The organism is Pedobacter sp. KBS0701, from assembly GCF_005938645.2.
Classification (GTDB): domain Bacteria; phylum Bacteroidota; class Bacteroidia; order Sphingobacteriales; family Sphingobacteriaceae; genus Pedobacter.
This window is the reverse complement of the sequence record NZ_CP042171.1, coordinates 175,919-189,809: the sequence shown is the minus strand read 5'-3', so window position 1 is coordinate 189,809 and position 13,891 is coordinate 175,919. Positions and strand designations below refer to the sequence as shown.

The 13,891-nt window shown below is 37.1% G+C and carries 16 protein-coding genes; 3 read left to right on the top strand and 13 right to left on the bottom strand.

The genetic code is table 11. From position 1 onward, the window contains the following. Positions 1–80 precede the first annotated feature (80 nt). The 3 genes from FFJ24_RS00765 to FFJ24_RS00755 form a co-directional block, all read right to left on the bottom strand. The gene (locus FFJ24_RS00765; protein ID WP_138820325.1) at positions 81–287 is read right to left on the bottom strand and encodes a hypothetical protein; all 207 of its coding nucleotides are present in this window, start codon (positions 285–287) and stop codon (positions 81–83) included. A 71-nt stretch (positions 288–358) separates the two neighbouring features. Continuing rightward, positions 359–1,003: a chloramphenicol acetyltransferase gene (locus FFJ24_RS00760; protein ID WP_138820323.1), complete on the bottom strand. Its 645-nt coding sequence runs from the start codon at positions 1,001–1,003 to the stop codon at positions 359–361. Further along, positions 1,000–1,695: an HAD family hydrolase gene (locus FFJ24_RS00755; protein WP_138820321.1), complete on the bottom strand. Its 696-nt coding sequence runs from the start codon at positions 1,693–1,695 to the stop codon at positions 1,000–1,002. The genes FFJ24_RS00760 and FFJ24_RS00755 overlap by 4 nt, the downstream gene beginning before the upstream one ends. Before the next feature lie 78 nt (positions 1,696–1,773). On the opposite strand from FFJ24_RS00755, the gene FFJ24_RS00750 reads away from it, so the two are divergent. Both FFJ24_RS00750 and FFJ24_RS00745 read left to right on the top strand, forming a co-directional pair. Beyond that, positions 1,774–2,415, top strand: a complete 642-nt coding sequence (locus FFJ24_RS00750) for a Crp/Fnr family transcriptional regulator (protein ID WP_138820320.1) — start codon at positions 1,774–1,776, stop codon at positions 2,413–2,415. Positions 2,416–3,293: 878 nt separating this feature from the next. After that, positions 3,294–3,920: a carbonic anhydrase gene (locus tag FFJ24_RS00745; protein ID WP_138820318.1), complete on the top strand. Its 627-nt coding sequence runs from the start codon at positions 3,294–3,296 to the stop codon at positions 3,918–3,920. Positions 3,921–4,077: 157 nt separating this feature from the next. Here the strand turns inward: FFJ24_RS00745 and FFJ24_RS00740 are convergent, their stop codons facing one another. The 10 genes from FFJ24_RS00740 to FFJ24_RS00695 form a co-directional block, all read right to left on the bottom strand. Beyond that, positions 4,078–4,842 (bottom strand): SDR family NAD(P)-dependent oxidoreductase, encoded by a 765-nt coding sequence (locus FFJ24_RS00740; protein ID WP_138820316.1) that lies wholly within the window; start codon positions 4,840–4,842, stop codon positions 4,078–4,080. An 87-nt stretch (positions 4,843–4,929) separates the two neighbouring features. Next, a complete protein-coding gene (kduI, locus tag FFJ24_RS00735) occupies positions 4,930–5,769 on the bottom strand; it encodes a 5-dehydro-4-deoxy-D-glucuronate isomerase (protein WP_138820314.1) in 840 nt (279 codons plus the stop codon). Between the two features lie 715 nt (positions 5,770–6,484). Beyond that, positions 6,485–6,814 carry a hypothetical protein gene (locus FFJ24_RS00730; RefSeq protein WP_138820312.1) on the bottom strand — a complete coding sequence of 110 codons (330 nt, stop codon included), beginning with the start codon at positions 6,812–6,814 and terminating at the stop codon, positions 6,485–6,487. 168 nt (positions 6,815–6,982) lie between these two features. After that, positions 6,983–7,606, bottom strand: coding sequence for a hypothetical protein (locus FFJ24_RS00725; protein ID WP_138820310.1), 624 nt, complete (start codon positions 7,604–7,606; stop codon positions 6,983–6,985). A 10-nt stretch (positions 7,607–7,616) separates the two neighbouring features. After that, the gene (locus FFJ24_RS00720; protein ID WP_138820308.1) at positions 7,617–8,090 is read right to left on the bottom strand and encodes a hypothetical protein; all 474 of its coding nucleotides are present in this window, start codon (positions 8,088–8,090) and stop codon (positions 7,617–7,619) included. Positions 8,091–8,151: 61 nt separating this feature from the next. Continuing rightward, positions 8,152–8,778 carry a hypothetical protein gene (locus FFJ24_RS00715; RefSeq protein ID WP_138820306.1) on the bottom strand — a complete coding sequence of 209 codons (627 nt, stop codon included), beginning with the start codon at positions 8,776–8,778 and terminating at the stop codon, positions 8,152–8,154. Positions 8,779–8,997: 219 nt separating this feature from the next. Beyond that, a complete protein-coding gene (locus FFJ24_RS00710; RefSeq protein WP_138820304.1) occupies positions 8,998–9,969 on the bottom strand; it encodes a hypothetical protein in 972 nt (323 codons plus the stop codon). Between the two features lie 75 nt (positions 9,970–10,044). Continuing rightward, positions 10,045–10,251 (bottom strand): hypothetical protein, encoded by a 207-nt coding sequence (locus FFJ24_RS00705; RefSeq protein WP_138820302.1) that lies wholly within the window; start codon positions 10,249–10,251, stop codon positions 10,045–10,047. Positions 10,252–10,385: 134 nt separating this feature from the next. After that, positions 10,386–11,237 carry a HEPN domain-containing protein gene (locus FFJ24_RS00700; protein ID WP_138820300.1) on the bottom strand — a complete coding sequence of 284 codons (852 nt, stop codon included), beginning with the start codon at positions 11,235–11,237 and terminating at the stop codon, positions 10,386–10,388. Beyond that, positions 11,203–12,375, bottom strand: coding sequence for a hypothetical protein (locus tag FFJ24_RS00695; protein ID WP_138820298.1), 1,173 nt, complete (start codon positions 12,373–12,375; stop codon positions 11,203–11,205). The genes FFJ24_RS00700 and FFJ24_RS00695 overlap by 35 nt, the downstream gene beginning before the upstream one ends. A gap of 97 nt (positions 12,376–12,472) precedes the next feature. On the opposite strand from FFJ24_RS00695, the gene FFJ24_RS00690 reads away from it, so the two are divergent. Next, on the top strand, positions 12,473–13,120 hold the full coding sequence (locus FFJ24_RS00690) for an XRE family transcriptional regulator (RefSeq protein WP_138820296.1): 648 nt from the start codon (positions 12,473–12,475) through the stop codon (positions 13,118–13,120). Positions 13,121–13,891: the final 771 nt, after the last annotated feature.

Here is a 13,891-nt window from a genome sequence, read left to right as displayed (position 1 = left end):
TTATTGAAAACAAGCTTCCGGCTTGAGCAGCAAAAATAGCAAATACTTTCCCGAATGCAAATGATAATTCATCTTTTTAATTAATCTTTAATTTTAACTGCAAACAATGACATTAAACAGATTACCGTAAAAGCCGATTGCATAGGATAATTGATGAATAGAAAGAGTACAAATGTGGCAATTAGTAACATTACAAAAAACATAACGGCCTTAAAAGCAGTATCCATATAACAGATGGCTACGATAGCCAAAAGATAAAACGGAACAGTAACGGCAATTATAAACATTACCGAAAATAAATTTCTAATATTAACCGAATATTATATCGCTCTTAGATTTTATTTCTTCAAGGTCTAGATTAGCTATATGCATTGACTTCTTTCCTGTTTAATAGCGCCTGATAGCGGTCTACAAACTGCGCAACATTAAATCCATCCATCAAAGCATGGTTTACATGTATAGAAACCGACATTATTTTTTTGCCGTTTTCATCCCTAAGCTTGCCAAAAGATATTTTAGGACAGCTATCTTGATAAGCATAATTTCGGGCATGTGATAAAGAAGTGAAATTTAACCAGGGCAGTGCCGAATAATGAATTACATTTTCGCCTGATAAGGAAGGGATTAAACCTGTGCTGGCCTGTACTTTTTCAATCTCTTGGTTGGCTGATGTTCTAAAATCTTCAAAATCCTCATAGAAATCCATATAACCAAACCCAAAAGTGCCGTTTGGCCGGTTAATGGTAGCCGCAGCATTTACGGTATCGTATTTCCAAACTTCGCCATCTATAATGCGGTAGCTAAAAGGCTCTATCTGATTGGCGGCTACCAGCGATTTGTGCAGGTAAAGCAGGAAAAAAGAAACATGATTTTCTTTTGCTTCTTCGTAGGTAGCAGTACAATCTACCTCTACGGTTACGCCGAAAAAAGGTTCTTCAAAGGCGCTAAAAAATTTAAAATGATCTTTTCTGATCCAGGTATTGATATCTATTTTTTCTTTCATTCAATTAATTTTGGTAAAACTTCAGATAGACTTTCCATCTGGTAAAAATTCACATGCTCAATGGTATGGTCAATGTGCTCATGCACCCATGTAGTGTGAAAAGGGATGTGAACAGCATGTCCGCCAATATTCAGGACAGGTAAAACATCCGATTTTAAGGAATTACCCAGCATTAAAAACGCTTCAGGTTTACAATCCAGGTGTTTGAGCAGTTTTTGATAATCGCTTTCCTGTTTATCACTCATAATTTCGATATGGTGAAAATAATGATCCAGTCCTGATTTGGTCAATTTTCGTTGCTGATCAAGCAAATCGCCTTTGGTAGCCACTACCAGTTTATATTTTCCATGTAAGGCTTTCAGTACTTCTTCTACCCCATCAAGCAGTTCTACCGGTTTATTGAGCATTTCCTGCCCGAGTGCTATTGCTCTGCTAATCACAACAGGATCTATTTTACCTGCTGTTATCCTTAAAACAGTTTCGATCATACTCAATACAAAACCTTTAATTCCATAACCATAAAGTGGCAAATTGGCCATTTCTGTTTTGTAAAGCTCTGCCAGGATGCTGTGCCGCGGCATAAAGTCTTCTAAAAGGCCTGCAAACTGCTCTTCGGTTTCGCGGAAATAGGGTTCATTTACCCAAAGGGTGTCGTCGGCATCAAAAGCAATTACAGTAATTTGATTTTTCATGGTTATGCTTACTTTAGCACCACAAAAGTAAAGCAACCATTACCTTTAAAAAAGGACATTTGTCTCGACTAAATAAATATGCTACGTACCAACCTTACTTTCTTGTCATTTATTGAACGTTTTTGTGCCGAAAATAAAGAAGAGGCCATTACGCTTAAAAACTTTAAAGCAGGGTATAGATTTATTGAGCAGGGCGAAAAAATCAGCAACATTTACATCATTAAAGATGGGATTAGCAAATGTTTTATTTCTGAAGAAAACGGTAAAGATTTTATTATAGAATTTTTAGGTAAGGGCGAAGTCGTTGGCGAATTAGAAGCTATAAAAAAGATCAATTGTTTGTGTAATGTAGCCGCAATAAGTGAGGTTACCGCCTATGTTATACCTGATCATCTTTTCCTTTCGTTGATTAATAAAAGTACTGAGTTCACTACCATCTTACTCCAGGAATTGTCTACCAGAATTATCCAAACCAGCACGCGGGCATCATTTCAACAGCTATACACTTTAGAATATGCACTTTTAAAATTGCTTAAATTGCAGGCTGATGAACATATTTCCATCTCTAAAGAAGACATGGCGGCCTATCTGGGTATCTCTGTAAGAAGCTTTAACAGAAGCCTGAAGCAGGTAATCGCTAAAGGTGGTTTTGATACCCCTGAATTTAAAAACATCCTGCAGCTAACAAGTATGAAAAAACTGCTGGAAAGATTAAGATAATCTATTATTATGGCTCAAAAGTTATTTTAAAATCAACCGTGTGTTTTCATGATCCGTTTAAGTCATTGAAATTTTCCAACTTTTTGCCTATCGTGTACACACATCTTCTGGTTTGGGCTTTTTATTCCTTTTGCTAAGCAACTTTAATACAACACAGGTTTTACCGAAGAACGCCGTCAATCCCAAGGGCCGGAGAAATCAAAAAAACGGTTGCAGGAAAGAACAAATAGCATTGCCAAACCTAAAACGTAGTGGTTTTGTGTTCATAACGATGATTTAATTTTAAAAAATATTGAACACAAAACGAAGTGCCACCGTTTTTTTGATGCGTATAGGGTTGTGTAAAAGGCCCATTGCTGGATTGACAAAGAGCTTTGGGTACTTTGGCGCTCCAAAGTACCATGCCACCGCGGCATAGAGCGGAAAATTTCAATATTTGCGTTAGAGTTAGCCAGGAAATATGCTAAAATAAATTCAGCAGGACGATCGCCTTAGAGAGGGGCTAAACACAATAGGCCTGTTTGCCGGAAATAATTCTTGCCTGCAATATAAAACCTGAAATTAATTCAATTCCAGCTTTCCTATCGCTACAGGTCAGCGTGATGGCGCTAACATTAAACCTCAACCACACCACTCAATAATTCCTACATTGAATTTCCTTCCTCAATGGCTCACAAATCAGCAAACATTTCAGGATAAAATTTGTTAAAACAGTCTATAAAAGAAAATCTGCATGGCACATATTTATTTCAATCTGAATAAACAATTACAGACGAAGAATGCTGCCGGAATCAGAAAATCTTTGTTAATTTTATATCCGCATAAACAACAGCTTAATATAATTTATATATCAAAAAAAGGCTATTTAAAGCACAAATATGAATGTAGAAGACGTTTTTAAGAACAACGAAAAATGGATCGCCGATAAATTGGCTATCAATCCTGATTACTTTACTGAACTATCAAAAGGACAGAGTCCGGAGTTTTTATATATCGGATGTTCAGATAGCCGTGTTACGGCAGAAGATTTAATGGGCATACAACCAGGTCAGGCTTTTGTACACCGGAATGTGGCCAACCTGGTAAACAACGTGGATTTAAACGTGATGACGGTGCTAAACTATGCCGTGCGTCATTTGAAAGTGAACCATATTGTGGTTTGCGGCCACTACAACTGCGGGGGTGTTAAAGCAGCAATGCAACCTGCAGATATGGGCATACTCAATCCATGGTTAAGAAATATCCGTGACGTTTACCGCATCCATAGAGATGAGTTAAATGCCATTGAGGATGAAGGCGCACGTTACAACAGACTGGTGGAACTGAATGTTCAGGAACAATGCGTTAACTTATTAAAAACCGCAGCAGTGCAGGAAGCAATTACCAACCGGGGAATAACGGTACATGGCTGGGTTTTCGATATCCATACAGGTAAATTAATCGACCTTAAAATTGATTTCGAAGCCATTTTGAAGGATATTAAGGAGATTTATAATCTTTATTAGTTTGCGTTTGGGCGTTGAGCGTTTGGCGTTCGAAACGCATAGAAACCATCCAGGCTTTCGAAATAAGAAAAGAAGTCAAGTTTTAAAAAACTTGACTTCTTTAAATATAAATCCCGAACTGTCGACTCAAGACTAAGGACTCAAGACTCTTGACTGACTAACGTCCCATCCAACCGCCATCAACGGTCAAAATTGTGCCGTGAACATAATCGCTGGCCGGTGAGGCCAGGAATAATGTAGGTCCTTTAAAATCTTCTGGTGTTCCCCATCTTCCGGCAGGTATACGGGATAATATAGAAGTGCTTCTATCCTGATCTTCTCGTAAAGCAGAAGTATTATCGGTTGCAATATATCCTGGTGCAATCGCATTTACATTTACACCCTTTGAGGCCCACTCATTTGCAAAAGCCTTGGTTAAAGAGGCAATTGCACCTTTACTGGCGGCATAACCAGGAACGGTAATACCGCCCTGGAATGACAGCAATGATGCCGTGAAAATTACTTTTCCGCTACCTCTGGCAATCATTTCTCTGCCAATTTCGCGTGTTAAAATAAACGGTGCCGTTTGGTTTACGGCAATTACTTCATCCCAGTATTCATCTGAATGCTCAGCAATTGGTTGCCGTAAAATCGTTCCGGCGTTATTTACCAAAATATCAATAACAGGATGGTCTGCTTTTACCTGGGCCGCAAAAGCCAGGGTATTTTCGCGTTTACCAAAATCGCATTGGTAAGCATAAAATTTTCTACCCAGCGCTAAAATTTCTTTCTCAACGGTACTGCCCTGAAGTTCGAGACTTGCAGAAACACCGATAATATCAGCACCTGCTTCGGCCAAAGCTAAAGCCATAGCTTTCCCTATTCCTCGTTTACAACCCGTAACTAATGCAGTTTTACCTGCTAAATTAAATATGTCAGACATGTTTTTTCTAAAGTTCTATTTAAAGATTGCTCCATTTCGCTAAGCTTCATCCGATAGCTATCGGATCGAGATGACGGTAAGAAATTATTATTTCAGTTCGTTAATGGCACAGTGATCCATATCGCCATAATCTAAGTTTTCGCCGGCCATCCCCCAAATAAAAGTATAGTTGCTTGTACCCGCTCCGGAATGGATAGACCAGTTTGGCGAAATTACCGCCTGATCGCTCTGCATCCAGATATGACGGGTTTCTTGTGGCTGGCCCATAAAGTGACAAACACTCTGCCCTTCCGGAACTTCGAAATAGAAATAGGCTTCCATCCTTCTATCATGTGTATGCGCAGGCATGGTATTCCAGACACTACCCGATTTTAACTCAGTCATACCCATTTGTAACTGGCAGGTTGGCAAAACACTGTTCACCAACAACTTATTGATTATTCTATGATTGGCTGTTTCAGGTGTACCCAACTCTACAATCTCCGCTTCGGCTTTGCTTACCTTTTTAGTAGGATAAGTATGGTGCGCAGGGGCAGAATTGATGTATAATTTAGCCGCCTCACCTGGTGTGGCAGATTCAAAAAAAACTTCTTTTGTACCCTTTCCAATGTATAAAGCTTCTTTATAATCCAGTTCGTATTTTTCGCCATCAGCAGTAACAATGGCTTTTCCGCCAACATTGATAATCCCCAGTTCCCTGCGTTCTAAAAAGTAGGTCGCTTTTAAATCATCAGGGTTTGGAAGTGCTATTTTCTGATCAACAGGCATTGCACCACCAACAATATACCTGTCAAAATGAGATAAGGTCAGGTTTACCTGGTCGGCCTCAAATACATTTTCAATTAAGAAATTTTCCCGCAAAGCTGCGGTATCCATTTGTTTAACTTCTTTAGGGCTTTGAGCGTAACGGCTTTCAAATTTATTCATTGGTTAAAAATTGAGTTTTGAGATCAGGACCTGAACTAAGATCAGATCCTATCGCAAATATATTTATACGATATTTATTATTGGTATGAATACTCAACTTTATAATCCTTTTTTATGGTTTGTCCGCTCCAGGCTTTTAAACTGGTTCAGGGTGCGGGTGCATCTGTTCAGAATTTATGATCGGCAGGCAGTCCTAGGGTTAAAAAGCGAAATGAACTGCGAACAGATCATGAAGGCAGAAAAAAAGTTTATATTTTATTTTCTTTAATATGCACGTTTAATAGCTAATAATAGCTAAGGCGAGTTTTTTTCCAATTATTTAGAGCGCAAATTCTGTACAATTATTCAGGTTTCGTCCCGCTTTCCGTTTTACTTCACCCGATGAAATATCGGGCTCGTGCTCACTCCAATCGGGTCTAGATGGCCAGTGAACTGCTTCTATTTTCCCCAATTGGGCGAGCTATATTTTTGCACAAACCCCTGTTCATAAACCCGGTAGTAGCGTGCATCCCGATTTTTTCTATCGGGATAAAGCGAATAACGGGGCTGCTGTTGCCGATGAAATAATAAACTTTCATTTTCAAATAAAACAATGGATTTATCTTTATTGTAAATCGTAAATATTTTAGTTTAGAATTAAAAAACATTTCGGAAAAACACCTGGTGAGTTTATGGTTAGTGATTAAAAAGTCTTCATTCCAATTCCATTAATCATTTACTGTTTGTCGTTCAAAATAACCCCATCATTAACAGGTGGCCTGTAAGGCACAAACTTCACTTTATTTGTGCGATACTTATTGCCAGGCAATATCTCCGTAATATATAGATCATATTTGTTATCAAAATTATTGTACCATTCGCCCGACATATCCACCAACTCCTTAAAGCTGATATAATTATAATCAGGCTTAGTAGAAACAATCTCGGCTTTCTTATCTCCCTTTTTGTTTATATACGAAAAAGTAACATAGCTTTTATATGGAGGTGCGCACTTACAAAAGAAAATAAAATATTGTTCAAAAACATCAACCCATTTTATTTGCAAAAACTTACTTCCTTTGGAGGTAGATACCGTATCTGCAAGGAAATATTTTTTTTTATTAAAATCTTGAGAGTAGACATTATTAATTAAAGGAAAAACAAGCTGAATAAAACAATCTTCTTCATAGCTATTTAATTAGGGACAATTTGCTGGTAATTTCCTTAACGCTTACTAAAATACTTTAGTTAAATCAGAAATCATTGGCTCTAGCATAATTCTTCTAATGAACGTACTTTTATGCCGTGTATTATATTCAGGCGGATATCTCGGGTAATCGGTTGTACCCTCTTTCAAATTGTTATACGGTAAGTCTGTATAAAGATGAAACGCTGTATTTGCAGCCGATCTTAAACTAATCAGTGGATTTCTGTCTGCATCTCTATATTTTATTTCTTTTTCGGTGTGCCCATAGATCAAAATCGGCATAATTATGCTGATCTGCTTTTCTCCAAGTAAAAACAGCTCTTTATAGTCAAGTGTTTTTAATTCTAAATATTGCGGGAATAAAACGTAACCTAAACTATCATTTGCAGTAATTTTTGTGACCGACGTTTTATTCTTTTTATCTTTTACAACATCAATTGTAAAATTTATGGCATACATTGAAACACTATCTTTTAAAATTTTGCTTGGACGACTTTTTAAAAAAATCTTGATAAAAGCCTTTTCCAATGGCGTCATTTTTGGGGGAACAGTATTTTCAGGGGTCGTTTTTAACTGTTGAGCATAAATTGGCATGGCAAAGGTCATAAACCATATGCATAAGAAAATGATTATTTTGTATTTGCTTTTCATATCTTTCATTTTAAGGGCATTTTGTACCTGTAAATCCCGGTTTTGTCGTATCTCTCTCTTGGTCATTGAGCGTTTTTTCAGCAGGTAATAGCTGAATTATACCGCACCTAGCGAGTGCCCAAGCACGGTCTTCATTGAAACTTGTATTGAATTTCATGATTACATCTTTCAGGCCCTTCACAAAATTTTGATAGCCCATAGGTATGTGACTGTCATTGGGAACCCCTAACAATCGTCCGCCGTTGACGTTAACTCCCTCATATCTTCTTTGAAATTCAGTAGCTCCCAATAACTGGCGCTGCCTATCAAAAAATGCGTGAAGTGCTTCGTAATACATTGTAACCAAGATATATTCCTGAGTTCCATTATTTAAAACATCAGGATTTAGTCCAACAGTGAATTCAGATGAATTACCAAAGTAATTTCTCCCATGAAAAAGCAGACGAGGCTCTGGATGCGGTATTAGAATTTTAAAAACAAACAAACCCTAGCCATGTCTAGGGCTTGTTTGTTTGCGGCGCCTCTAAAGCTTATAGAACCGGTAATCAATTAGAAATCGTAGTTAAATTGAAAACATATGGTTCGAGCATAATTCTTCTAATAAATGTGCTTTTATGCCTCTCATTATATTCAGGTGGGTATCGGGGATAAGTAGTTGGTCCATCTTTTAAATTATTATAGGGTAAATCTGTATAAAGATGGAACGCTGTATTTACAGCCGATCTTAAACTAATCAGTGGGTTTCCATCTGCATCTTTATATTTTATTTCTTTTTCAGTATGTCCATAAATCAGTATCGGCATAATTATACTGATTTTTTTTTCTCCCAATAAAAACAGCTCTCTGTAATCAAGCTTTTTCAATTCTGAATAATGAGGGCATAAAATATAGCCAAGACTATCGTTTGCAGTAATTTTTGATACCAGTGTTTTATTGTTTTTATCTTTTACAACATCAATTGTGAAATTTATGGCGTACATTGAAACACTGTCTTTTAGAATTCTGCTTGGATCACTCTTAGAAAAAATTTTGATAAAAGACTTTTCTAAAGCCGTCATTTTGGGTGTTTCTGTATTGGTAGCAATCGTTTTAGAACTTTGAGCATGGATAGCACCAGTATTAATTATATACCAGGTACATAAAAGAATGATTATTTTAAAGCTATTCTTCATATTTTTGTTATTAAGGACATTTAGTTCCTGTGAATCCTGATTTAGTTGTATCTCTCTCCTGATCATTGATTGCCTTCTCTTCTGATAAGGACAGAATTATACCAGCCTTAGCAAGCGCCCAAACACGGTCTTCACTGAAACTCGTATTGAATTTCATGATCACATCCTTAAGACCTTTCACGTAGTTATGATATGACATAGGCAGATGGCTATCATTGACTACTCCCAATAATCGACCGCCATTGACTTGAACACCTTCATATTTTCTTTGAAATTCAGTTGGTCCCAATATTGAAGCTGTCTATCGAAAAATGCATGAAGTGCTTCGTGATACATTGTAACTAAGATATACTCCTGCGTTGAATTATTTAATACATCAGGATTTAAACCAATAGTGATGTCAGCAGTATATATTGAAAACCCACCACCTTTTTCTTTACCATCTACCGTTGTTCCTTTCAAACTATTGTCCGCCTTAAATTTTATATTAACTAGGTCGTTTTTGGCAAAAGTATTTTTGATCAATGTGGCTATATCAGTACATATATTTGTTTTCATTTCCTTTATCAAAGCTTGGGCACATGGATATCCCTGTAAGCTATCTATTATCTCTTTATTGGATATGGGGTTTCCTCCGTTACTCCCACTGCCTGAATAACCCCCATGCGTACCGGCATATCCTTCATTATCGCCGTAATCACCATCGCAACTTCCTGGCAAATGAGCAAAACCAGATATATAAGGAGAACAAACCTCATATCCTTCTACACCCACACAAGATTGGCCCCAAATTGGTATGTCAATCCCATCAGCACAGGGCGATTTTACAGCAATTATTTTATCTTTTATGCTTAGGCTTAATGTTTTTATATCCGAGTACTGCAGTTTTATATTTCTTAAGGATTCATTTAACAAATTTAAATTAGCTGTACGCCTGGCAATTTGACCGTTGGCATAAAGTGAACCATTACTAAAACTACCATCAGTATTAAAATAGTAAAGTTTGCCCGTTAAATCACCAACGTTTTTATAATGAATTTCTGATTTTTTTAATTGTATATTGTTTACCACCGCCATGTAACAACCAGAAACAATTGTATTGTTATCTGCGTTTTTGAATAAGACCAATCTAATGTTACATTTGGACAAACCTAAATTTGGTTCAGTAGCATCATTTGGACTATCCCCCACAAAAATTTTATCGGGATTATTTAATCCTACCTCGATAATGGTTTGGTTATCTACAATACTGGTATAAAGATTATCCTAATTAGGGCTCATCGCTTTAAATGGATTATTTTCTGTTGTTTTGAGATTCGATCTAACCCAGTTTTTAGCCTCCTGCAGATCGAATGTAGTTATTTTTGGTTGACTGTGGTTATCTTTTTTACAGGAATGGAGAATAATGGACAGGGTAATTAAAAGTGTTAAAGCCAATGCACACTGCTTCAACAAAACAAAGTCTTTTTTCATGCGTTAATTTAGATTAATAATTATGTGAGAGATGATTCAAGACAAATATAGAAATACAAATAAATAATACAAATAAATAGTTATAATAAGCAAAAAAAGACAATACTATCGCCCAGAGGACGTATCAGCAACACTTAACCCATACTTATTTTGCTCTCCTGCCGATCGAAATGCTTATTCATAATGCCCTGATAAACCTGTTCTGCGAGTACATACAATAAATCTGCCTTCTCAAACAGGCGTAACACATCTGGCTCACCGATAGTGTAGCAGTTTTCGTACCTCACAGCCAGGTAAGCCTCATCAAGCAAATGCAACAGACTAACCTCTTCCTCGTTATCATTAAACAGCTCTGAAAGTGGCTTTACATAAGGTTTAATATACAATTGATGAACTTTAATGCGGTGTGTTTTTTTATCCTTTCCCATTACCAAAACTTCAATGGCCCGGTACATCAGATCAAAAACCTGGTGCAGCATAAAGGCACTGTATTCGAGATTTTGTTGTTTAAAATAGAAGGTTGCCCCTACCAAAAATTTATTAGCCTTATCTATTCCCTGACGATACATAGTGCTAACCTGATCGGCCACAAGCTTCGGTGCGCCCCCGTTTAGAAAATTTCCGGATATACTGAATAAACAATTTTGAGCGGTGGTGGCATAGTAAAAAAACAAACTCCCCTGCAGTAATGCCTGCTCCACCTCGTGTACATGGAAAACGCGGTAACTCCATTCCATTTGCCCGTTAAATATAATATTTAATACTGGCGTTAATTCATTTAAAATATGTACATGTTTAAACGAAACCATAATTAACATTTCCTGCGCAGTCTTATCGGCCAAAAAGCTGTGATGGAGATAAATATACTGGACTGGTACCGCAGCTATAATATCTTTTAACAAATGCAAGGTTTTTTCATCCTTTAACGCAGCATGTTCTGGGTTCAAAAACTTACTCCACATCATAATCCCTTTCATCAATTTCATCTAACACAGGGTTGGTAATCATTACAAAAAAAGCTTCCATAATCATCATCATGCTTTCATACTGTTCAAACAAAAATTCCTTATCCATTAGTTTAATGCTGCTCCTGGTACTGAAAGCCGCATACAACCACTCTAAAAGACCTAGACGCAGCTGTTTAATTTTTTCGGGAATAAAAAAGGACTCCACAAACAGGTAAGGATTTTCTATGTGTACCGCAGTCAGCGTATTTACCTCGCACAGTTCTTTGCGATAGGTATCGCTGTTTACAAATTGATCTTTAACGGCGGGCAAACCCCCGGAAGGGGCGCCTTGATAAGTTAGTTTTTTAGCTGTGATTAAATAACCCGCGTTAAGCAGCTTTGTAAATTGGTTATAGAAGAAAAAATAATCGGCCACATCACTCACACATTGCTCTTCAGCTAAAGCAGCTTTATACCAGCTCTTTAAATAAGCTTTATGCCCGGTAAGGTTATCCAGACTAAAGAAAAATTCAATTACACTAAATGGATTATCAAATAATTCCTGTTCAAAAGCCAAAGGCGATGTGCTTTCGAATATAGCCGTATGATAGTAGCGATCGGTATTTTTAAAGCTATTTCTGGTAATAATCCTTTCGTGGATGAGCCAGCAAGCCTCCAGCATTTTTTTGGTATTCTCGTAAAACGCGGCAACATACTGATCCCAATCCAGATCAAGGTTATTTTCTAGTGCGGCCAACAACCATTCTTTGTAAATCAGCTTATAGGTATCTGATTGAAAAAACAGGAAAATATCAAGAAAGGTAAGTTTTGGATTTTTCATTTCACCGCTGCTTAACAGTTTCGGACAGTAATCAAGCAGTACCGTTTCGCGTTCCACACCACATTCATCAGCCCCAATCGCTTTCACAAATGCGGTATCGGTTTCAATGTGGTTAAAAATTAAATCCGAATAATCGAAAAGCGGCACTAATTTTTCGTAAAAAACCAACAGCTGTGCCGGGTGCTTTTGTGGCGAAAAATCGAATTCGTTCCGTGGAGGGATTAACCAGTTTTTTAAAAAATTTAAATGGTAGCTTACGCCATTTGATGAAAAAAAGCTTTCAATCGCATCAATAAATGCCACAGTTTCTTTTTTAAAATTTAAGTTCCCTTCCATGGTGTATATTTTTAAATGATTATATTAGCTAACGAATTTAGCAAAATAAAATAAGTTTAACTACATTTTATACATATAACTTATTAACATATTACCTATGAACGAGAATCAGCGCTTAAAGTCATTAATGGATTTATTGTATTTTAAAACTCAAAAAGATTTTGCTACTGCATTGAATATTAAACAGGGCTCTTTATCCGACATTTTAAGAGAAAGGATTAATGTTTCTAACGCCATTAAAGATAAGTTAGAGATGAAATTCGATGTAAATTTAACCTGGCTGGAGGATGGAACTGGCGAACCGTTTTTCAAAAAGAAACCAGCCGTTGGCGTAAGCAAAGAGGGCGTTCCTTACTTTGATATGAGCCTGTCTGACGCGAAAGAGCTCATCGTAGAAGAACAACGCGCAGAATACCTGGTAAATTACCTGCCTTTTAACGATTGCACAGCCTACTTACCTGTTTATGGCGATAGCATGTATCCTAAATATGCCGCAGGCGAAATTATAGCGATAAAAGAAATTACCAATTACGAAATTCTACAGTGGGGAGAAGCTTATGTGGTAATGACAGATGAAGATAGTAACAGTCTGCGTACTATAAAACTAATCTTTCAGCACACTGATGATAATAAACTAATCCTCCGTTCTTCAAATCCAAATTTTAAAGGCGATACCGTAATTAGTAAAAAAAACATCCAGGCCCTTTACCTTGTAAAAGGCAAAATTACCAGGAATATTATTTAGGTAAAGCAATTTTCAGTTCACGGTTTTCATTTCAAGTTTGTATTAAAAAATGTCAATCCTGATGGTTAATTAATTGTTTAAAATCAATATGAGTGACAGATTTTTTAGGGAATATAAGCTGCGAGGAATCGTCATTCCCAACTTGATTTGGAACCACGGAGTGCTCATGAATGCCGTTGAATAAAGTAAAAGTAATGCCTTAGCAGTTTTTTGTATGCTGCATTAAGATTCCCGCCTGCGCGAGAATGACTACCGTACTGGTAGATTCTGTCTATGGTAGCTTGTCGAAGGACCTGATTTAAATATCATAAGGCGTTTCGACGGGCTGTGACAAATTCGGACGGAATTACAAATACGAGCGAGATTCGCAAACCGGATCTGCGTTTATCATCTTTAATCAGCGGGAATAAATAAGAGAGCTCCTGCAGATCAGCAGATTTTCGCGAATCTTAGAAAGCCATGCAGGAGTCTGTATGATAAAAATGTCAATCCTAAGCTTGTCGAAGGACCTGGTTTAAATATCTTACAAGGCGTTTCGATACTTCGCTAAGCTGAGTACAGGCTAAGCTCAAAGTGACAAATTCGGACGGAATTACAAATACGAGCGAGATTCGCAAACTGGATCTGCGTTTATCATCTTTAATCGGCGGGAACGAATAAGAGAGCTCCCGCAGATCAGCAGATTTTCGCGGATCTTAGAAAGCCATGAGTCTGTTATAAATTGTCATTCTGAGGGATAATTTATTGCAATGAAAACTTTCTTTAGAATCT

What these genes read in the sequence shown, in the direction of transcription:
- FFJ24_RS00715 (WP_138820306.1), bottom strand. Translation starts at nt 8,778, where the DNA reads ATGAAGAATAGCTTTAAAATAATCATTCTTTTATGTACCTGGTATATA.
- FFJ24_RS00690 (WP_138820296.1), top strand. Translation starts at nt 12,473, where the DNA reads ATGAACGAGAATCAGCGCTTAAAGTCATTAATGGATTTATTGTATTTT.
- FFJ24_RS00705 (WP_138820302.1), bottom strand. Translation starts at nt 10,251, where the DNA reads ATGAAAAAAGACTTTGTTTTGTTGAAGCAGTGTGCATTGGCTTTAACA.
- FFJ24_RS00760 (WP_138820323.1), bottom strand. Translation starts at nt 1,003, where the DNA reads ATGAAAGAAAAAATAGATATCAATACCTGGATCAGAAAAGATCATTTT.
- FFJ24_RS00765 (WP_138820325.1), bottom strand. Translation starts at nt 287, where the DNA reads ATGTTTATAATTGCCGTTACTGTTCCGTTTTATCTTTTGGCTATCGTA.
- FFJ24_RS00725 (WP_138820310.1), bottom strand. Translation starts at nt 7,606, where the DNA reads ATGAAAAGCAAATACAAAATAATCATTTTCTTATGCATATGGTTTATG.
- FFJ24_RS00745 (WP_138820318.1), top strand. Translation starts at nt 3,294, where the DNA reads ATGAATGTAGAAGACGTTTTTAAGAACAACGAAAAATGGATCGCCGAT.
- FFJ24_RS00740 (WP_138820316.1), bottom strand. Translation starts at nt 4,842, where the DNA reads ATGTCTGACATATTTAATTTAGCAGGTAAAACTGCATTAGTTACGGGT.
- kduI (WP_138820314.1), bottom strand. Translation starts at nt 5,769, where the DNA reads ATGAATAAATTTGAAAGCCGTTACGCTCAAAGCCCTAAAGAAGTTAAA.
- FFJ24_RS00755 (WP_138820321.1), bottom strand. Translation starts at nt 1,695, where the DNA reads ATGAAAAATCAAATTACTGTAATTGCTTTTGATGCCGACGACACCCTT.
- FFJ24_RS00750 (WP_138820320.1), top strand. Translation starts at nt 1,774, where the DNA reads ATGCTACGTACCAACCTTACTTTCTTGTCATTTATTGAACGTTTTTGT.
- FFJ24_RS00700 (WP_138820300.1), bottom strand. Translation starts at nt 11,237, where the DNA reads ATGAAATTGATGAAAGGGATTATGATGTGGAGTAAGTTTTTGAACCCA.
- FFJ24_RS00695 (WP_138820298.1), bottom strand. Translation starts at nt 12,375, where the DNA reads ATGGAAGGGAACTTAAATTTTAAAAAAGAAACTGTGGCATTTATTGAT.